Annotated in this window: 16 protein-coding genes, 1 tRNA gene and 3 pseudogenes; 7 read left to right on the forward strand and 13 right to left on the reverse strand. The window is 62.7% G+C overall.

The genetic code is table 11. The features are described from left to right. Positions 1-9: 9 nt before the first annotated feature. From P3R82_RS23660 to P3R82_RS23685, 6 genes and pseudogenes are all read right to left on the reverse strand, one after another. Positions 10-1,188 (reverse strand): GGDEF domain-containing protein, encoded by a 1,179-nt coding sequence (locus tag P3R82_RS23660; RefSeq protein ID WP_283195558.1) that lies wholly within the window; start codon positions 1,186-1,188, stop codon positions 10-12. Positions 1,189-1,370: 182 nt separating this feature from the next. Beyond that, positions 1,371-2,412: pseudogene (gene pyrC, locus P3R82_RS23665) on the reverse strand (dihydroorotase). Between the two features lie 103 nt (positions 2,413-2,515). Continuing rightward, complete coding sequence (locus P3R82_RS23670; protein ID WP_283195559.1) at positions 2,516-3,142, reverse strand: nucleoside triphosphate hydrolase; 627 nt, start codon at positions 3,140-3,142, stop codon at positions 2,516-2,518. Further along, the gene (locus tag P3R82_RS23675; protein WP_111561616.1) at positions 3,139-3,921 is read right to left on the reverse strand and encodes an ATP-binding cassette domain-containing protein; all 783 of its coding nucleotides are present in this window, start codon (positions 3,919-3,921) and stop codon (positions 3,139-3,141) included. The genes P3R82_RS23670 and P3R82_RS23675 overlap by 4 nt, the downstream gene beginning before the upstream one ends. Beyond that, complete coding sequence (locus P3R82_RS23680; protein ID WP_018898261.1) at positions 3,921-5,000, reverse strand: ABC transporter permease; 1,080 nt, start codon at positions 4,998-5,000, stop codon at positions 3,921-3,923. Before P3R82_RS23680 ends, P3R82_RS23675 begins: the two co-directional genes overlap by 1 nt. A gap of 263 nt (positions 5,001-5,263) precedes the next feature. Beyond that, positions 5,264-6,289: a sugar ABC transporter substrate-binding protein gene (locus P3R82_RS23685; protein WP_183901235.1), complete on the reverse strand. Its 1,026-nt coding sequence runs from the start codon at positions 6,287-6,289 to the stop codon at positions 5,264-5,266. A gap of 234 nt (positions 6,290-6,523) precedes the next feature. Here P3R82_RS23685 and P3R82_RS23690 point away from each other — a divergent pair, with 234 nt between their 5' ends. Further along, positions 6,524-7,771: an ROK family protein gene (locus P3R82_RS23690; protein ID WP_283195560.1), complete on the forward strand. Its 1,248-nt coding sequence runs from the start codon at positions 6,524-6,526 to the stop codon at positions 7,769-7,771. Then, entirely contained in the window at positions 7,755-8,231 is a 477-nt protein-coding gene (locus tag P3R82_RS23695; protein WP_283195561.1) for an RbsD/FucU domain-containing protein, read from the forward strand. The genes P3R82_RS23690 and P3R82_RS23695 overlap by 17 nt, the downstream gene beginning before the upstream one ends. An 18-nt stretch (positions 8,232-8,249) precedes the next feature. Here P3R82_RS23695 and P3R82_RS23700 read toward each other — a convergent pair. The 4 genes and pseudogenes from P3R82_RS23700 to P3R82_RS23715 all read right to left on the reverse strand — a co-directional run bounded on the left by P3R82_RS23700 (position 8,250) and on the right by P3R82_RS23715 (position 11,948). Then, positions 8,250-9,286 (reverse strand): annotated as a pseudogene (locus P3R82_RS23700) (4-hydroxyproline epimerase). Between the two features lie 61 nt (positions 9,287-9,347). Beyond that, a pseudogene (locus P3R82_RS23705) lies at positions 9,348-10,594 on the reverse strand (FAD-dependent oxidoreductase). Between the two features lie 521 nt (positions 10,595-11,115). Further along, positions 11,116-11,490: a surface protein gene (locus P3R82_RS23710; RefSeq protein ID WP_283195562.1), complete on the reverse strand. Its 375-nt coding sequence runs from the start codon at positions 11,488-11,490 to the stop codon at positions 11,116-11,118. Between the two features lie 131 nt (positions 11,491-11,621). After that, entirely contained in the window at positions 11,622-11,948 is a 327-nt protein-coding gene (locus tag P3R82_RS23715; protein WP_183901229.1) for a hypothetical protein, read from the reverse strand. Positions 11,949-12,092: 144 nt separating this feature from the next. Here P3R82_RS23715 and P3R82_RS23720 point away from each other — a divergent pair, with 144 nt between their 5' ends. Then, the gene (locus P3R82_RS23720) at positions 12,093-12,305 is read left to right on the forward strand and encodes a hypothetical protein (protein ID WP_283195563.1); all 213 of its coding nucleotides are present in this window, start codon (positions 12,093-12,095) and stop codon (positions 12,303-12,305) included. Between the two features lie 99 nt (positions 12,306-12,404). Here the strand turns inward: P3R82_RS23720 and P3R82_RS23725 are convergent. From P3R82_RS23725 to P3R82_RS23735, 3 genes are all read right to left on the reverse strand, one after another. Beyond that, positions 12,405-12,481: transfer RNA gene (locus P3R82_RS23725), tRNA-Arg, on the reverse strand. 122 nt (positions 12,482-12,603) lie between these two features. Continuing rightward, the gene (locus tag P3R82_RS23730; protein ID WP_283195564.1) at positions 12,604-14,130 is read right to left on the reverse strand and encodes a HAMP domain-containing sensor histidine kinase; all 1,527 of its coding nucleotides are present in this window, start codon (positions 14,128-14,130) and stop codon (positions 12,604-12,606) included. Between the two features lie 154 nt (positions 14,131-14,284). Then, complete coding sequence (locus P3R82_RS23735) at positions 14,285-16,282, reverse strand: methyl-accepting chemotaxis protein (protein ID WP_283195565.1); 1,998 nt, start codon at positions 16,280-16,282, stop codon at positions 14,285-14,287. 448 nt (positions 16,283-16,730) lie between these two features. Here P3R82_RS23735 and rpmH point away from each other — a divergent pair, with 448 nt between their 5' ends. From rpmH to yihA, 4 genes are all read left to right on the forward strand, one after another. Next, a complete protein-coding gene (rpmH, locus tag P3R82_RS23740; protein WP_065689331.1) occupies positions 16,731-16,865 on the forward strand; it encodes a 50S ribosomal protein L34 in 135 nt (44 codons plus the stop codon). A gap of 20 nt (positions 16,866-16,885) precedes the next feature. Next, positions 16,886-17,287, forward strand: a complete 402-nt coding sequence (gene rnpA, locus P3R82_RS23745; RefSeq protein WP_183901226.1) for a ribonuclease P protein component — start codon at positions 16,886-16,888, stop codon at positions 17,285-17,287. Then, complete coding sequence (gene yidC / locus P3R82_RS23750; RefSeq protein ID WP_283195566.1) at positions 17,287-19,074, forward strand: membrane protein insertase YidC; 1,788 nt, start codon at positions 17,287-17,289, stop codon at positions 19,072-19,074. The genes rnpA and yidC overlap by 1 nt, the downstream gene beginning before the upstream one ends. Before the next feature lie 138 nt (positions 19,075-19,212). After that, on the forward strand, positions 19,213-19,869 hold the full coding sequence (gene yihA, locus P3R82_RS23755) for a ribosome biogenesis GTP-binding protein YihA/YsxC (RefSeq protein ID WP_283195567.1): 657 nt from the start codon (positions 19,213-19,215) through the stop codon (positions 19,867-19,869). Positions 19,870-19,879: the final 10 nt, after the last annotated feature.

A 19,879-nucleotide genomic window follows, 5' to 3' on the forward strand; every position in this document is an offset into this window, starting at 1 on the left:
GCGAGCGGGTCAAGAGGCGGTGCGGGCCGTGTCGGTCGGGACGGCCTGCAGGTGGCTCGCAAGCTCGACACGGTTGCGGCCGGCGCGCTTGGCCGCATAGAGCGCCTTGTCGGCGGCGCTCAGCATGGCATCGAATGGCAGCGGCTTGGTGCGACCGGATGCGACGCCGACGCTGACGGTGCATTTGCACAACTCTCCGTCGATATCGAGTTCGCGTTCCTCGAACGCCTTTCGGATGCGCTCGGCCACGATTTCAGCACGGCCGGGCATGACCTCGTGCAGCACCATGGCGAACTCTTCCCCACCGTGACGGGCAACCGTGTCGCTCAGCCGGCAATTGGCGGTCAATTCGGCGGCGAAGATCTTGAGGACGCGGTCGCCGACCGCGTGACCGAAGCTGTCGTTGATCGACTTGAAATGGTCGATGTCGAAGACCAGCACCGCCGTCGTCGGCCCCATGACGCCGGCGCCGTGGCGATCGAAGAGCGCGCGGCGGTTAAGCAGGCCGGTCAACGGATCGGTTGCCGCGTCGATGCGATGGCGGGCTGCCATGCGCCATTGGTGCAAGGCAAGCGACAGCGCGCCGATGCCGGTCATGCTGGCGATACAGACGGCGAGGCTGAGATCTTCCGCCCAGTTCTTTGGAGCCACCCCCAGGACGAGCTTGCCCTGATAGATCAGGACAACGGCGCAGAGAACGAACGAAAAGGCCGTCAGGCAGTAAAGGGCGGTAATCCCCGTCAGCGGCACGGCGGCCTCGGATCGCGCGCGCCAGTATTGATAGGCGGTGGCGAACAGGAACGCGGCAATGACGGTGTTGTCGATGATGAAGGCCAGGCCGTCGTAGCCGAGCAACATAGGCAGCGACGCCGCTACCGTTGTGACAGCGGCAGAGGCCGCCACGCGCCCGCGCGGGAACTTTCCCGATCGGAACTGGCACCCGGCCCCCCACACCATCGCGAAGCCGGGAAAGAGGAGCGCGAAATTGACGATGCCGACGGTCACGTTCGGCTGGTCGACATAGAGCCCATAGGCAAAGATGCCGCTGACGATCAGAATGAGGCCGATGCCGCAGGCCAGCAGAAATGTTTCGGTTCGCCGGGCAATCCAGCTCGCCAGCACGGTAATGGCGAGACATGCCGCCGAGACCGCCAACGCGGTCAGCAATGAATTATAGTCAAGCGTCATGCTTTGAACTCCGCGGCTTCTGCCACGCTTTCGTTTTCAGAAAATGGAATTTGCCCGAGAGCGAATGTGTTATCAATTTCGTTAAAAAAACATGTATTTAAAGCATAGATGTTAGCGCAATAACATATCTCCGCGGATAGATACTCTCCTCCCAGTAAAAACTAATGGGTTTACGAGCGCTGTCAGCGCTCGACATCCCAATGGAGCGGGAACATGGGGTCGAATACGGTGACGGGACCGGCGCCGGTCTCGATCCTGGCCGGAAACGACACAGGCTCGGCGCGCTTCACCAGCGTTATTCTTTCCTCATTGACAGGAAGGCCATACCAGGCTGGGCCGTTCAGCGACGCGAAGGCTTCCAGTCGGTCGAGGGCATTGTCCTGTTCGAAGACGTGGGCAAGGCAGCTCATCGTGTTGATCGAGGTGTAGATGCCGGCGCAGCCACAGCCGCATTCCTTGAGCGGGTCGACATGCGGGGCGGAATCGGTGCCGAGGAAGAAGCGAGCGTCACCGCTCGTGGCGGCCTGGCGCAGCGCCACGCGGTGATGTTCGCGCTTGGCGACCGGCAGGCAATAATAATGCGGACGAATGCCGCCGACGAGGATGGCGTTGCGGTTGATGATCAGGTGATGGGTGGTGATCGAGCCGGCGAGGTTGCGCTCAGCCGACTTGATGTAGTCGATGCCGTCCTTGGTGGTGACGTGTTCCATCGTCACCTTCAGCTCCGGCAGGCGCTTGCGCAACGGATCGAGCACGGTTTCGATGAAGACGGCTTCGCGATCGAATATATCGACGTCCGATGTCGTGACTTCACCATGGACGCAAAGCGGAAGGCCGATCTTGGCCATGCGCTCGAGCACCGGCATGGCCTTGTCGATATCGCGTACGCCGCCATGCGAATTGGTGGTGGCACCGGCTGGATACAGCTTGACTGCGGTGATCAGGCCGCTCGTCTTGCCCTTCTCCACGTCGTCGGGATCGGTGTGTTCGGTCAGATAGAGCGTCATCAGCGGCTCGAAGCGGTCGCCCTTCGGAAGTGCTGCCATGATGCGGCCTCGATAGGCCTCAGCATCCGTTGTCGTCACGACCGGCGGCACGAGGTTCGGCATGATGATGGCGCGGGCGAAGTCGCGGCTTGAGATCGGCGATCACACCTTCCAGCATGGCGCCGTCACGCAGGTGAAGATGCCAATCATCGGGGCGGCGGATGGTGATCGATTGCATGACTGTAACTCCGGCAAGGCTGCGCTTCAGGCTCAGCCTTGGGAATTACATCCAAGCATGTTCGATGGCAAATGGTTTGCCCATCGCAGCCGGGCAATTGCGATCAGGCGATCTCGAGCGTGACGTCGGCGCGGCGGCGATTGCCGAGAATGAGGCGGCCGTTCGGAAGGTCGTTCTCATAGACCTTGCGCGCCGATTCCTCCTCGCTCAGCTTGTAGCCGCGCCAGCGCGCCCACAACCGCTCCTCGAGCACCTCGATCGGCGGGGCGAGCATGATCGAATAATCGAACACGCCTTCGAGTTCCGCCCACTTGCCGAGGCTGAAGAGCAGGTAGTTGCCCTCGACGATGATGAAGCGATGCTCCGGGGAGATGGGACGCGCCGAGGCGATGGCAAGCTCACGCGAGCGATCGAACACCGGCACCAACACTTCCTGATCGGCCAGGCGAACGGCGCGGATGATATCGAGGAAGCCGCGCACGTCGAAGGTCTCGGGGATGCCCTTGCGGGCAAGCTGGCCGCGCTCGATCAGGATGGCATTGTCCATGTGGAAGCCGTCCATCGGCAATACTGCGGCAGTTTCGCCGCCGGCCCGCAGCGCGTCGGCGATGTGGTCTGCCATTGTGGACTTGCCGGCGCCGGGCGGGCCGGCGATGGCGATCAGAAAGCGCTTCGCGTCGCCGGCGCGGGCAAGGACCTCGCCGGCGATATCCTCGATCGTCATCGTCATGCGGCAACAGGCTCCGTAGGAACTGACTTGGCGCCGGTCATGAAGGCGACGGCATCCGACATTGTGTATTCCTTCGGATTGATGACCGTCAAGCGACGCCCGAGGCGGTGGATGTGGATGCGATCCGCCACCTCGAAGACATGCGGCATGTTGTGCGAGATCAGCACGATCGGGATGCCGCGCGAGCGGACGTCGAGGATCAGTTCCAGCACGCGCCGGCTTTCCTTGACGCCCAGGGCCGCCGTCGGCTCGTCGAGGATGATGACCTTGGAGCCGAAGGCAGCGGCGCGTGCAACCGCCACGCCCTGACGCTGGCCGCCGGAGAGGGTTTCGACCGCCTGGTTGATGTTCTGGATGGTCATCAGGCCGAGCTCGGTGAGCTTCTGCCGCGCCATCTTTTCCATCGCCGAGTGATCGAGCTTGCGCATGACCTTGCCCATGAAGCCCGGTTTGCGGATCTCGCGGCCGAGGAACATGTTGTCGGCGATCGACAGCGCCGGCGACAGGGCAAGGTTCTGGTAGACGGTCTCGATACCGGCCTTTCTGGCTTCCATCGGCGAATGGAAGTTGATCGGCTGGCCTTCGAGGCGGATCTCGCCTTCATCGGGACGGATGGCGCCGGAGATCGCCTTGATGAGCGAGGACTTGCCGGCACCGTTATCGCCGATCACGGCCAGGATTTCGCCCGGATAGAGATCGAAATCGGCGTGGTCGAGGGCGGTGACGCGGCCGTAGCGCTTGACGAGACCACGCGCCATGAGAAGGGGTTCGGTTGCCATCAGCCTGCTGCCTTTCTGATCCACTGGTCGATTGCGACGGCGACGATGATGAGGACGCCGATCAAGAGGTAGGTCCATTGCACGTCCGTGCCGAGCAGGCGCAGGCCGAGCGAGAAGACGCCGACGATGAGCGCGCCGAACATCATGCCGAGAACGGAGCCGCGGCCGCCGAAGAGCGAGATGCCGCCGATCACCACCGCCGTGATGCTTTCGATGTTGGCGAACTGGCCGGCGGTGGGCGACACCGAGCCGATGCGGCCGATGAGGGCCCAGCCGGCGAGCGCGCAGATGATGCCGGAGAGCACGTAGACCGAGATCAGCATGCGCTTGACGTTGACACCCGACAGTTCGGCGGCCTCAGGATCGTCACCCACTGCATAGAGATGGCGGCCCCAAGGCGTATGGTTGAGCACATACCAGAGGAAGGCTACGAGCAGCACCATGGCGATGACGCCATAGGTGAACACCGCGCCGCCGATGCGGAAGGTATCGCCGAAGAGCTGGAGGAGCGGCGCCGTGGTTTCGATTTCCTGGGCGCGGATCGTCTCGTTGGCGGAGTAGAGGAAGTTGGTCGCGAGAACGATCTGCCACATGCCGAGCGTGACAATGAAGGGTGGCAGCTTCATGCGGGCGACGAGCCAGCCATTGATGAAGCCGCAGAGCGCGCCGACGGCAAAGCCACAGAGGATGGCGAGCTCGACCGGAAGGCCGTAGCGGAAGACGAACTGGCCCATGACGACCGAGGACAGCACCATGATGGCGCCGACCGACAGATCGATGCCGGCCGTCATGATGACAAGCGTCTGCGCGGCGCCGACGATGCCCGTAATCGCCACCTGCTGAAGAATGAGCGTCAGCGAGAAGGCGGAGAAGAACTTGGTGCCCAGCAAGGCGCCGAAGATGACCAGCGACAGCACGAGCACGATCAGCGAGACCGCCGATGGGCTCGAATGCAGGAAATGCCGGAACTTCTGAAGGAAACTCTTGTCGTCCGTGTCGAACGAGGCGACGTCGGTCGAACTGTCCTTGAGGACTTTTTCGTAATCGTGATGCGGCGATGCCGCGGTTGGCTCACTCATGGATGTTCCTCCCGGAATCCTGTCCGCCGTGCGTGCGCGGGACGATTGCATGTGAGTGGTGGTCTTTCCCCAGGCCTGCCTTGCGGCCGCCTGGGGTGACAGTCGTTGCACCGGGAAAGTCCCCTCTGGCCTGCCGGCCATCTCCCCCACAAGGGGGGAGAAGACTTGCGGCGCCCACCTGCCCCAATCGAGGCTCAGCGGAACCGGCCGGGTTAGCCCTCCCCCTTGTGGGGAGGGTTGGGAGGGGTCTCAGGCCCGATCGCTTAGCCCCAGCACTTGCCAAGGCCTTCCTTGGTGTCGATCGACTTGACGCCGGAGACCGGCTTGTCGGTGACGAGCGTCACGCCGGTGTCGAAGAAGTTCTTGCCTTCGGTCGGCTTCGGCTTTTCGCCGCTGTCGGCGAACTTCTTGATCGCCTCGATGCCGAGTGCTGCCATCTGCAGCGGATACTGCTGCGAGGTGGCGCCGATGACGCCGTCGGCGACGTTCTTGACACCAGGGCAACCGCCGTCGACGGAGACGATCAGCACGTCCTTCTCGCGGCCGACAGCCTTCAGCGCTTCATAGGCGCCGGCGGCAGCCGGTTCGTTGATGGTGTGGACGACGTTGATGGTCGGATCCTTCTGGAGAAGGTTTTCCATCGCGGTACGGCCGCCTTCCTCGTTGCCGTTGGTGATGTCGTGGCCGACGACGCGCTTGTCGTCCTCGTCGCCGATCTTGTTCGGGTCCTTCGGGTCGATGCCGAAGCCCATCATGAAGCCCTGGTCGCGCAGGACGTCGACGGACGGCTGCGACGGGGTCAGATCGAGAAAGGCAACCTTGGCGTCCGCGGCCTTGTCGCCCAGCGTTTCCTTGGCCCACTGGCCGATCAGCTTGCCGGCGAGCAGGTTGTCGGTGGCAAAGGTCATGTCGGCGCTGTCGATCGGCTCAAGCGGGGTGTCGAGCGCGATGACGAGCAGGCCGGCGTCGCGGGCCTTCTTGACGTTCGGTACGATGCCCTTGGTGTCGGAAGCGGCAATCAGGATGCCCTTGGCGCCATCGGCGATGCAGGTTTCGATCGCGGCCACCTGGCTTTCCGAGTCACCATCGATCTTGCCGGCATAGGACTTCAGGTTGACGCCGAGTTCCTTCGCCTTGGCGGTCGCGCCTTCCTTCATCTTGACGAAGAAGGGGTTGGTGTCGGTCTTGGTGATCAGGCAGGCGGAGACGTCCGCGGCCTTTGCGGGCGCCGAGAAGGCGACGCCGAGAGCCAGCGCGGCGAGCGCGGTGGAAAGCACTGATTTCTTCATTTACTCCTCCCAGAGTGTAGCCGGACCGCCCCATGGCTTGCCGGAATTTTAAAGCGCGAACACCGCCTCAGACGACCGCCGATGGCTTCCTCCAAGCCGTTTCGCGCTGTTTACGGTACTAATTAAGGGCGAAAGAATTTAGCTTGTCAATAAATAAATCCAATTGAATTATTAATTCCCTGTGGCATGCTCGGCGAAAATAACGCATAGGCCGATCAACGGGAGGAATGGCCAATGTCGTCGATGAGAGGTCCGGTTCACTTGCCGGCCCAGCTGCCCGGCGTCAGCCCGGCAGGCGGCGCGAACCAGGTTCGGGTTCGCGCCTACAATGAGAGACTGGTGCTTTCTTTGGTGCGCCTGCATGGCGCCCAGTCGAAGGCGGATATCGCACGCCGCACGGGCCTTTCGGCGCAAACCGTGTCGGTGATCATGCGCGTATTGGAAAAGGAAGGGCTGCTTTCGCGCGGCGAGCCGATCCGCGGACGCGTGGGCCAGCCGTCGGTTCCGATGCGGCTCAATCCGGATGCGGTCTATTCCTTCGGCGTGAAGATGGGGCGGCGCAGCGCCGACCTGGTGCTGATGGACTTCGTCGGCAAGATCCGCATGCAGCTGCATGTCACCTACGCCTACCCCCTGCCCGATCTGTTTCTCAAATTCATCGTTTCCGGCATAAAGGAACTGGAAAGCCGGCTGAGCGACGACGAGCGCAGCCGGATCGCCGGCGTCGGCATTGCGGCACCTTTTGAGCTGTGGAACTGGGAAGAGGAAGTGGGCTCGCCCAAAGGCGCGATGGACGTCTGGCGCGATTACGACCTGCATGCCGAGGTGGCGGCGAGCCTCCCCTACCCGGTCTATCTGCAGAACGACGCGACCAGCGCCTGTGGCGCGGAACTCGTCTTCGGCATCGGCCCGCAGCATCCCGATTTCGTCTATTTCTTCATCGGCTCCTTCATCGGCGGCGGCATCGTTCTGAACTCGGCGATCTTTTCCGGCCGCACCGGCACGGCCGGCGCGATCGGCCCGCTTCCGGTGCGCGGGAAGAACGGCGAGACCTTGCAGCTGCTCGAAGTCGCCTCGATCTTCGTGCTCGAAAACATGCTGCGCGAACGCGGCATCGATCCGGAACCACTCTGGTATTCGGCCGACGACTGGATCGACTTCGGCGAGCCGCTCGAATTGTGGATCCAGGACACCGCCAAGGCGCTGGCGCAGGGCATCGTCGCGGCTGCCTCGATCATCGATTTCAGCGCCGCCGTCATCGATGGCGGCTTCCCGCCCTGGGTTCGCGAACGGATCGTTCAGGCGACGATCTACGAAGCGGACAATCTCGACCTGCAGGGCGTCGTCATGCCCGATATCATCGAGGGCGCGGTGGGTGCCCACGCGCGCGCCATCGGCGGCGCCAGCCTGCCGATCTTCGCCCGCTATCTCACGGACCAGAACGTGCTCTTCAAGGAGGTGGAGAATGCTGAAGGGACTTAACCCGATCCTGAGCCCGGAGTTGCTCTCGACGCTGCGTGCCATGGGCCATGGCGACGAGATCGCCATCGTCGACGGCAATTATCCGGGCCTCGAGGACGCGCGGCGGCTGATCCGGCTCGATGGGCACGGCATCATTCCCGTGCTCGATGCCGTGCTCAGCGTGCTGCCGATCGACGATTTCGTGCCGGAGGCGATTTTCCGCGCCACCGTGAAGGGCGAGCGCGACAAGCTCGACCCCGTGCATGAGGAGATGATCGACTGCTGCGCCCACTACGAACCGCACCGGCAGGTGGTGCCGCTGGTCGGGCCCGATTTCTACAACAGGGTGAAGGCGGCGCATGCGCTGATCCAGACCAGCGAGCCGCGCCTCTACGCCAACATCATCCTGCGCAAGGGCGTGATCCATCCGGGCAAGCCGGGCGACAGTAGCAAAGCCCAGATCGACCCGTTTCCTTACTGACGACCGCTGAGCCGGCGATCAGATCTCGCCGGCGAGCGGCCCCCAGACATCCGTCAGCGCGAAGCCGCCCGGGTGCGGATCGAAGGGATCGAGCGCCACCTGCGACAGGCCGAAGGTGAAGCCGCGGCCCGTGATCGTCGGGATGACGGCCGGGCGGCCGGCGACGGTGGTCTCGGCCAGAAGCCCGACCTCGAATTCGGATCGATGATCGAGCGCGACTTGAAGACATCGCCGACCTTCGCCTTGCCGCGCGCATGCAGCGTCGCGAGGTTGGCGGAATTTCCGGTGCCGCAGGGCGAGCGATCGGCGCGGCCCGGCCACATGGTGGTGCAGGTGCGCACCGTGCCATCGGCCTCGAGATCGCGGAACATGACATAGGCGACACCCGAGATCGCCGGGATCTCCGGGTGCACGACCTTGATCTCGCGATTGATCCTTTCCTTGATCACCATGCCGGCGGCTACCAGGGAGGCGGCATTGGACTTGGCGATCGTCAGGCCGATCTGGCCGACATCGACAAGCGCGTAGAAGATGCCGCCATAGCAGAGGTCGAGCTTGATCGTACCCCACTCTTCTGTCTCCAGCGATACGTCGAGCTCGTGCACGAAGGACGGCACCATTGTCAGTTTGACCTTCTCGCAACGACCGTCGCGGCAGGTCGCGGTTGCCTTGACGAGGCCGGCCGCCGTTTCCAGCGTCACCACCGTTTCCGGCTCGTGCATCTCGACGATGCCGGATTCGAGCAGCGCCGTGGTGACGCAGATCGAGTTCGAGCCGGAGCTGGCATGCGCCTGATCGGGCTGCAGGATGATGAAGGCGGCGTCGGCGTCCGGGTGCCTCGGCGGCAGCAACAGATTGACGGAGCCGATCGGCGCGCCGCGCGGCTCGAGGCAGAGGAAGCGGCGAAGCTCCTGGCCCTTCGGATCGGTGTTCAGCCAGTGCAGCTGCTCGGCAACGGTGTTGCCCGGGATCTTCGGAACGCCGCCGATCGCGACCTTTCCGATCTCACCTTCAGCGTGGACATCCAGAAGCTGGATCGTGCGCTTCCATCTCATCGGCGTCTCCCATTATCCGCCGGCAGAGCGACCTCGTCGCCGCCGGCTCTCATGTTATGTCTCAATAGCGGTCGATACGGAACGGCGTCATGTCGACGGCGGGTTTGGCTCCCGTCACCATATCCGCGATCAGCCGCGCGGTGGTGGCCGAATAAGTGAGGCCGAGATGGCCGTGACCGGTTGCGTACCAGACGCCCTGCATTTTCGAGGACGGCGAGATGATCGGGATCGTATCGGGCAGCGCCGGGCGATGGCCCATCCACTCGCTGGCGTCCTTGACCTCAAGGCCCGGCACGGCGCGCTGGGCATGACGCACGAGGACGCGGGCGCGGCGAAAATCGGGCGCGGCATCCAGCCCCGCCAGCTCGACATTGCCGCCGACGCGGATGCCGCCAGCCGTCGGCGTGATCATGAAGGCGCGGTGCGGCCAGATCACCGAATAGCGCATCGAGACGCCCGGCTGCATGATCTGCGTGTGGTAGCCGCGCTCGGTCTCGAGCGGGATGGGCTCGCCGAGCTTTTCCGCCAGGAAGCGTGTGTGGACGCCGGCCGCCAGCACGACGAAATCGGCCGCGACACGCTCGCCGTTCTCAAGCAGCACGACGGAGGTGCCGTCGGCGTTCTTCTCGACGGTGCGCACGGCGCCGGACACGAAGGTCGCGCCGCGTTCGCGGGCGGCGGCGGCGAGCTTGACCACCAGGCGATAGGGATCGCGGATCGTCTTGTTGTCGGGCAGCAGAACCGCCTTGGCGATCGACGGCGACAGCGAGGGCTCCAGATCGCGGATGGCGGCGCCTTCGAGCACGTCGAAATCGAAGCCGTAGCGGCGCATGAAATCGATGTGGCCGCGATCACCTGTAAATTCCGCCTCGGTCTCGTAGATCGCCAGGCATCCTTCGTCAGTCATCAGCTCGGGAGCTGAAATCGTATCCAGCATGGCGCGGAAATCGGCGAGCGCGGGATTTGAAAGGCTCATGCCCGCATCCTCGATGTCACGCAGCCGCGAGGCCTGCCGGCGGCGATGAAGCGCAGGAACCAAGGCGCCATCTTCAAGGCATAGGCGGGACGCAGCCAGACGGGGCCTTCGGGATCGAGCAGCCAGCGGGGGATCTTGCGCCAGGTATTGGGACCAGAGCCGGCGGCGAAATCGAGCGCGATGCTGGCCATGTTGCCGTAAGAGGTGCCGCGCCCGGGCTCGCCCTTGTCGATCAGCGTCACCTGCAGGCCGCGCCGCTGCAATTCGAGCGCGATCGCAGCACCGATGACACCTGCGCCAACTACCGCGACCGTCCGTTTCCTATCGTTCATTTCCTCACCGCCCATTCGCGCGGCGGACCATGCCGCCGACCGCACTGTGATATATCAGAAGCCAGGCGACTTCCATCTGAATTTTCGGCATCCTCGACCGCTGCCCAATGGCGCTACCTTGATTGCGACGATGGAGCCGCCGAATCAAGAATGCAGGTCAGCAATTAAAATCGGGAAGAGAGGTCCGAAATAGAAAAGAGCCCGGTGCGGGAGGAGGTGCACCGGGCTCTTGATCCTGACTGACAACTGGGAGGAGGAGTGTTGTCAGTCCGATGAAGGAGCGCTGGGAGGAGGAGTGCGCTGCCTTCGAGGAGATAGATAGCCTATGATTTCGATCAGGAATAGGGAGATTCCCGCAACGCAGCAATGCACAAAACGCATAACACGGGAATCCAGATCGTTAGGCACCGTCTGCTTGTGCACATCATTTCATCAAATCAACCAAAACTTGAGCAATTTCAGCTCGAGTCATCGCTTGAGGGTCGAAGGCGACGGCAGAGACCGCCGCCTTCGCGACGACTTTACCAGCCGTTGCCGCACGGCATCGAGCCGTCGCCATTGGTGCCGCCGAATGTGCCCTGACAATAGGTCTGGCTGTGCATCGGTTGCATCTGGGTCTGCACCGGCCGTTGGGTGATCGATCCGGTGGTCTGGCGGTCGATGCCGAAGGCGGCGTCCGGATACCAGTAGCCATCGGTGTGGCGGCGGGTGCCGGGACGCTCGGTGCGCGATCCGCGATAGCCGTTCCAATAGCCCGGCTGGGTCTGCGCCACCTGGACGACCGACGCCTGCTGCATGGACGAGCCGGCCGGCGCGGCCTGAACGGGCACCGCCGCCGAAAGCGCCGCGATGAGGCCAAGCGACAGGGCGGATGGGATATGACGGGAGATTTTCATGATAAACCCTCCTTCAGGTTCACATGAGGAAAATGCCGTCTGAACTTGCAAAGTTCCGCGCCTGCACGCGCGCTCCAACAGTCGTGATCGCAGGCGATTGCGCGTGATCCCGACCCTCTACCGCTCGCCCTCTACTGATCGTAGATCGCGCGGTAGCCCTGGCTGGAAATGCAGGTGACGTACTGACGGCGCGCCGCCGCCCTCGCCTGCGCTTCCTGATTGGCTGGATCGATCGCGTAACGCGACATCTGCGCCCGCGCCTCGTATTGCCGGCGCGCTTCACCATACATGACGTTGCCCTCGGCGACGCACATGGTGTGCGCGATGCCCGGCGGATTGAGCGGCGGGTCGAGCGGATTGACGGGCGACAGCATCGGCCCGTTGGCGCGATCGACACAACCGGCCAAGGCTGCCGCCGACGCCAAAAACACCAGTCCACGAACCATATTGCTCAGCATTCAATCTCTCCGGCCCGCAGCCACGGCACTTCCTGCCCAAACGGCATCTTGCGGAGACAATCGTCCGGCAACATTGTGCCAGGCTAGCGCCGGGCAAAATGCCCGCGTCGCGTGGGTGCCCAACACAGAAACGGAGGATTGAACGTGACAGCCATTCAAGACGACCTCTCATCCGACAGCCCGTCGCATCCGGAGGAGATGAAATCGGTCTTCGACCTTCGCATCGGAAAGCACATCACGCTACAGGGCAGCGCCAGAACAACGCCCGCCGGCGTCATCAGCACGGCGATCGCGGTGGCGGCGATGACGTTCGCCGTGGGGTATCTGATTTCGTCGGTCAATCGGCGGCGGTGGTGAGGCGGGTTGAGAATAGACGTCTGGGAACGTCATCGGAATGCGTGGGAACGCGACCGATTTTCAAACTGACTGGAAGCCCTGAAACATAATGGAAGTTGATGGCGCACCCGAAGAGATTCGAACTCCTGACCCCCAGATTCGTAGTCTGGTGCTCTATCCAGCTGAGCTACGGGTGCGTCTGCAGCGGTGTGTCCCGCTGGCGTGAGCGGTTCTCTAAAGGGTCATCTGAACGAATGCAATAGGGTTTGTAAAAAAAGTGACGTCTTTCTTGTCGGGCCGCCGGGATCGCGGGATCGCATCACTTTTCGGACAGGCTGCGGCCGCGATAATCCTCCAGGGACACAGGGCGATCCGGGATTTCGATGCGGAACTGCGTGCCGATCGACGGCTTTTCCACAAGCGCGATGGTGCCGCCGTGGGCCAGCACCAGCTCGCGGGCGATGGCAAGGCCGAGGCCGGTGCCACCGGAGCGGGCGGAGCCGCGGAAGGCGGCGAAGAGGTTCTGGCGGGCCTTCTGCGGCATGCCGGGACCGGTGTCGTCGACGGTGATGCTGACGACGCTGCCGATGCGGTGGGCCGAGACGGTGATGCGCCGCGGCGTGTCGCCGGCACTGCCCCCGCCATTGCCTGATGTCAGTGCCTGCAACGCGTTGCGACACAGATTGTGAATCACCCGGAACAGCTGTTCGTTGTCGGCATCCACCTCCAGATCGGCGCCGATCTGCTCGATGAATTCGACGCCGCTCTGCGGATCGATCGCCAGCATGTCGCGGACATCCTCGACAAGCGTGATCACCCGCACGAGGCGACGGCGGGGCGCCGATTCGCTGGCCTGACCATAGGAGAGAACTTCGGTCGTGTAGCCGACGGCGCGGTCGATGGTGCGCAGCAGCTTCGGAGCGAAGCGCTTCACCATCGGATCATCGACGTCGACCAGGCGGTCGGACATCAGCTGCGCGGAGGCGAGGATATTGCGCATGTCATGGTTGATCTTGGAGACGGCCAGGCCGAGTGCCGCGAGATTGCTCTGCTGCTTCAGCGTCTTCTGCAGCTGCAGCTGCATGGCGGTCAGATGGCGGCCGGCGATCGCCAGCTCGTCGCGTCCGCCTTCGCCGACAAAAACATGCTGCGGATTTTCGGGATCGGCGGAAAACTGCTGCATGCTGCCCGTCAGCCTGCGGATCGGCCTGATCAGAATGCGGTTGATCGCGAAGAAGACCAGCGTCGCGGTAAACAGCGCGATCATGATCGACAACATGAAGACGTTGCGCGCGTAGAGCAGCATCGCATTGCGCAGATACTTGTCCCTCATCAGCACTTCGACGCCGATATTGGTGTCCCGCACCGGACCATAGACGCGAATCATTCGGTCGCCGCCGAAGACGAGCGTGTCGAGCGCATCGCGAATGGCGGTGACGGGAGGCACGCTGGTCAGGTCGTACTGCGCGTCGACCGACGCCGGCATGTCCCAGGTGGCGAGCAGGCGCGAGGTACCGTCCTTGCGCAGCACGATCGCCTTAGTGCCCGTCGCCTCCAAGGTCTGCTTCTGCAGGTCGGCCGGAAGATCCGCGGGCTGCAGGCCATCAATGGCAATGGCGGCGCCCGCCGCGGCGTTCAACCGCTCGTCCAGCCAGCGCAGGCGCATCGACGCCACGGAGGGAAAGAAGATCAGCACTTCGGCAAGCATGATGCAGACGACCGTCAGCCACAGCAGCTTGCCGGATATGCCGCCGAACATGCCGACGGGCCGGCAGGCGGCACGCGCGGCATCGGTCACCGTGGTCAGTGCTTCGGGAACAGTTTGGCCTTGATCAGGGGCGGGCATCGCTTCTCGTCCAACGGGCGTCTCGCGCCACGACTACAATCTCTATATTAGACGATTCCGCGCCGCGTTCAAATCTTTGCGAGCGGTGCGACATATTGCCGAAACGCGAACGCCGCCCGAAGGCGGCGTTCTCAGTCATCTCGGCACCGCGAAATCAGAATTCTTCCCAGCTCTGATCGACCGCGGCGTTGCCGTTGAAGGCGCGGGCAACGTTGCCCATGGCGCGGCGGGCGGGCGAGGCTACCGGCCGGTGTTCCTCGTATCTGGCGACGGCAACGGGTGCCGCCTGCTGCACGTTGGACACCTTGAAGCGCGAGATCAGGCGCACGAGGCTATCGGCTTCGGACGACAGCTTGTGCGTGGCGGCCGAGGTCTCCTCGACCATGGCGGCATTCTGCTGCGTCACCTGGTCCATCTGGTTGACGGCGGTGTTGACCTCCTTGAGGCCGGTCGACTGCTCCTTGGCCGCCGTGGCGATCGAGTGGATATGGTCGTTGATCGCATTGACGCGGCGTTCGATCTGCGAGAGCGCGTCGCCGGTTTCCTGCACCAGCTTGACGCCGATCTGGACTTCGCCGCCGGATTTGGTGATCAGGCCCTTGATGTCCTTGGCGGCCGTTGCCGAGCGCTGGGCGAGCTCGCGGACTTCCTGCGCGACGACGGCAAAGCCCTTGCCGGCTTCACCGGCGCGCGCGGCCTCGACACCGGCGTTCAGCGCCAGAAGGTTGGTCTGGAAAGCGATCTCGTCGATGACGTTGATGATCTGGCTGATTTCGCGCGATGCCTGCTCGATGCGGCCCATGGCATCGACGGCGTTGCGAACGACGACGCCCGACTTGCCGGCATCGTCCTTGGCCTCGGAAACCATGACGCTGGCTTCCTGGGCGCGATCTGTCGAGTTGTTGACGACGGCCGTGATCTCATCCAGCGCGGCGGAGGTCTCTTCCAGCGCCGCCGCCTGCTGTTCGGTGCGCTTGGAGAGGTCGTCGCTGGCGGAGCGCAGCTCGTTGGTGTTGCCGTGGAAGCCCTCGGCGGTTTCGCGCACTTCACGCATGGTCGATTGCAGCGTGGCGAAGGTGCTGTTGACGTTCTTCTGCAATTCCGCGAAGGCGCCCTGGAAATTGCCGCGCATGGTCTGCGTCAGGTCGCCTTCCGAGAGGCTGGCGATGACGCGGCGGGTTTCGCCGACGCCGCCATCGACGCCCGACAGCAGATGATTGATGTTGCTGGCGAACTGGTTGAGGTTCTCGTCGCCGTAGTCCTTGTCGATCCGGCGCGAGAAATCGCCGGCGGCGGCGGCGGCCACCACGACCGACATGCTGGACTGCAGGTCGTCGCTCTTGGCGCGCATGGCCGCTTCCTGGGCATTCATGCGGCGCACGGCAAGGCCATTTTCCTTGAACACGGCAACGGCGGCGGCCATCTCGCCGATCTCGTCGTTGCGGCCGGGGAACGGAACTTCGGTATCGAAGTTGCCGTCGGCGACATTGTTGATGGCTTCGGTGACTTTCTTGATCGGACGGGAAAGATGGATGGTGCCGACATAAAGACCCATGCCGATGCCGGCCGCGATGCCAACGCCGGTGATGCCGAGAACCAGCCACAGGATCGACGTGCGGAAGTTTTCGACTTCCTCGTTGACGGCGTCAAGCGTTGCCCTGTCGGTGGCGACAACCGCGTCGATCTCGGCCTGGAAGGCCTTGCGGTTGGCGCGGTTGGCGTCGTTGTTGCCCTGCTCGTTGGCGGCTTGCGGGCTGACTTCCGTGCCGAGACGCGCGGTTTCCGCGCGGAAGGTCCGGAATTCGGCGGCGCGGGCCTTGAGCTTGCTGAACGCCTCCATCTGATTTTCCGGCACAAGAGGCGTCCAGGATGCGATGGTGGCGTCCACCTGATCGAGGGCTGCAAGCAGACCCTTGGCGAAGCTTGCGGCTTCCTTCGTGGAGGGGGCGCCATAGATGCCGCGCGCTTCCATCACGGTCGCGGTCACATAGCGGTTCAAGCGCTCGCCGGAATAGGCGCGGCTGGCGGCATCCTCGTAGGCGGTGAGATTTTCGTTGTAGCGCTGCACGGCCCAAAGAGCCGTCGCGCCGATAACCAGCGCGACACAAGACATGGCGCAGACAAGTATGTTGATCTTACCTCGAATTTTCAAAGGAACCCCCCAATAAACATAGAAGCCGAAAACTGGATGCCCGGCCGTTGCTTCAAATTGGGCTAAAACAATTAATGTTGAATTTCCGATACTTTCGTCGGCTACTATAAAAAATCACCTGTAAACGATGATTGCCGCCGATATTTTTTCGCGGGAAAAGTATATAAACCGATTGAACGCACGTTTTGGCTGCATAAACAGAATAAAATGATAGCGACCATGATATTGACCGGTCGGCGCAATCATTAACAGCAATCGCTAATTTTCACACTCAAATGGCGAGCAGGCGGGATTCTGGCTGGTATAATTGACTTTCGCGACCTTCGTCCGTATAAGCCGCCGCACGTCCGGTCACATAAGGCTTTTTGAGCCTCTCGCCGTTCGAAAAACAACGCTCCTTGCATTATGCAAATTCAAGAAGGGCCGCACTCCGCGGTGATTAAAATAAATGAAGCGTACTTACCAACCTTCCAAGCTTGTTCGCAAGCGTCGTCACGGTTTCCGTGCACGTATGGCTACCAAGGGCGGCCGTAAGGTCATCGTTGCTCGTCGCGGCCGCGGCCGCAAGCGTCTTTCGGCCTAAGGCCGGAAGTGCCCGATCAGATGACGGGCGATCCGACGACCAAAGATCCCAAAATAACTGCCGGGCGGCTGAAAAGCCGCCCGCAGTTTCTTGCTGTTCGCAATGGCGAAAAACGCAGGGGTGGATTCTTCCTTCTCGAGGTGCTCGACAGGAAGGAACCCGACACCGAAGCCCGCGTCGGCTTCACCGTCACCAAGAAGCACGGCAACGCAGTCGAGAGAAACCGCATGCGGCGGCGCCTGAAAGAGGCGGTGCGACTTCATGCAGGGTTTGCAATGCAGCCCGGACACGACTATGTGGTTGTCGCGCGAAGGGACGTGCTCCAAGCATCCTTCAAAGAATTAGCCGCTGAGCTCAAGGCTCGCGTCCAGACGAAGCCGAAACACAAGCGGTCCGGAGACGGCCGCCCCAGGAACGTATGATGCAAAACAACCGCAACTACTTCATTGCGATCGCCCTCTCCGTGCTGATCGTTCTCGGGTGGCAATTCCTTTACATGAATCCGCGCATCGAAGCGCAGCGCAAGGCCGAGCTTGCCCAGAAGGCACAGCAGACGACCCAGCAGACGCAGACACCGGCAGCCGGTGGCGCGCAGCCGGGCGGCGCTGCTCCGACAGGCCAGGCACCGGCCACCACGTCGCTTGCCGACGCGCTCGCCAAGAACCCGCGCGTCGTCATCGACACCGCGGCACTGACCGGCTCGATCAACCTTGCCGGCGGTCGCCTCGACGACCTGAAGCTCAAGGGCTACCGCGAGACGGTCGACGACACCAGCCCGCTCATCACGCTCTTCAGCCCGTCCGAGACCAAGGATGGCTACTTCACCGAGCTCGGCTACATCGGCGACGCCAATACCGGCAATGTTCCCGGCCCCTCGACGCTCTGGACGGCCCCCGAAGGCGCCAAGCTGACCGAGAAGACCCCTGTTACCCTGACCTACACCAACGACAAGGGCATCACCTTCGCCCGCACGATCGCGGTTGACGAACGCTACATGTTCACGATCACCGACAAGATCACCAATGCCGGTCAGGCATCCGCGGCACTTTCCTCCTATGGCCGCATAACGCGCTACAACAAGCCGGCTGTTGCTCCGACCTACGTTCTGCATGAAGGCTTCATCGGCGTCATCGGCGACGACGGCCTGATCGAAAGCAAGTATACGGCCGTCGAGAAGGAAGCCGTGACACCGGCAACGGCGACCGGCGGCTGGCTCGGGATCACCGACAAGTATTGGGCCGCGACGATCATTCCGCCGCAGACGACCGCCTACGACGCACGCTTCAGCCACTTCACGGATGGGCAGCCGCGCTTCCAGGCCGACTACAAGCAGAACGCCGTGACCGTCGCCCCCGGCCAGACGCTCGAATTGAAGAACCTCGTCTTCGCCGGCGCCAAGGAAGTTCCCGTCATCGACGGTTATGAAGCCACTTACCAGATCCCGCGCTTCGACCGCCTGATCGACTGGGGCTGGTTCTACTTCCTGACGAAGCCGATGTTCAAACTGATGGACTTCTTCTTCCGTTACTTCGGCAACTTCGGCGTCGCGATCCTGATGACCACGATCGTCGTCAAGGCGCTGTTCTTCCCGCTCGCCAGCAAGCAGTACGCTTCGATGGCGAACATGAAGCGCGTGCAGCCGAAGATGGAAGAGCTGAAGGCGAAGTTCGGCGACGACCGCATGGCGCTGCAACAGGCGACCATGGCGCTCTACAAGGAAGAGAAGATCAATCCGATCGCCGGTTGCTGGCCGATCGCGCTGCAGATCCCGATCTTCTTCTCGCTCTACAAGGTGATCTACATCACCATCGAGATGCGGCATGCACCGTTCTTCGGCTGGATTCAGGACCTTTCGGCGCCCGATCCGACCTCGTTCATCAACCTGTTCGGCCTGCTGCCGTTCGCCGCTCCGACCTTCCTGCATCTCGGCGTCTGGCCGCTGATCATGGGCGTCACCATGTTCCTGCAGATGCGCATGAACCCGACCCCGCCCGATCCGACGCAGGCGATGATCTTCAACTGGATGCCGCTGGTCTTCACCTTCATGCTGGCGAGCTTCCCGGCCGGTCTGGTCATCTACTGGGCCTGGAACAACACGCTTTCGGTGATGCAGCAGGCGGTGATCATGCGCCGCCACGGCGTGAAGATCGAACTCTTCGACAATCTGAAGGGGCTGTTCAAGCGAAAGCCGGCGCCAACGGAAAAATAGCGAAAAGCCCTGCTTCGGCGGGGCTTTTTCTTTTGTGGCATTCCGCTTCTCAGGACATTCTTCGCTGCCGGTTGACAAAATCGCCCGAAACCTGAATGCCATAGGTTCACTGGAATTGGACGCGCTGGAAAAGGCCGAATGACCGACAACAACAACAAGCCGCTCTTCGGCCGCCCCTGGATCTTCATCCGCGGCGTGCCGTCCCTGAAGTTCCTGCCGCCGGAAGGACCGGCCGAGGTCGCCTTCGCCGGCCGCTCGAATGTCGGCAAGTCGTCGCTGATCAACGCGCTCGTCGGCCAGCATGGTCTGGCGCGCACCTCCAACACGCCGGGCCGCACGCAGGAACTGAACTATTTCGTGCCCGACGGTTATTCCGGAGAGGCCGGCGATCTGCCGCCGATGGCGCTCGTCGACATGCCGGGCTACGGCTACGCCAAGGCGCCCAAGGAGCATGTCGACGCCTGGACCAAGCTGGTGTTCGACTACCTGCGCGGGCGCGCGACGCTGAAGCGCGTCTATGTGCTGATCGACAGCCGCCACGGCATCAAGAAGAACGACGACGAGGTTCTCGACCTGCTCGACAAGGCCGCCGTCTCCTATCAGGTGGTCCTGACCAAGACCGACAAGATCAAGCCGCCAGCCGTGGTCAAGCTCCTGGCGGAGACGGCCGAAAAGATCAAGAAACGCCCCGCCGCCTACCCCGGCATCATCGCCACCTCCTCGGAAAAGAGCGAGGGTCTGGACGATCTGCGCGCGGCGATCGCGCTGACTGTTGGCGTCGACAACTGGAAGTGAAAGAGGCGCC

This window comes from Rhizobium sp. AN80A (assembly GCF_030053015.1).
Classification (GTDB): domain Bacteria; phylum Pseudomonadota; class Alphaproteobacteria; order Rhizobiales; family Rhizobiaceae; genus Rhizobium; species Rhizobium metallidurans.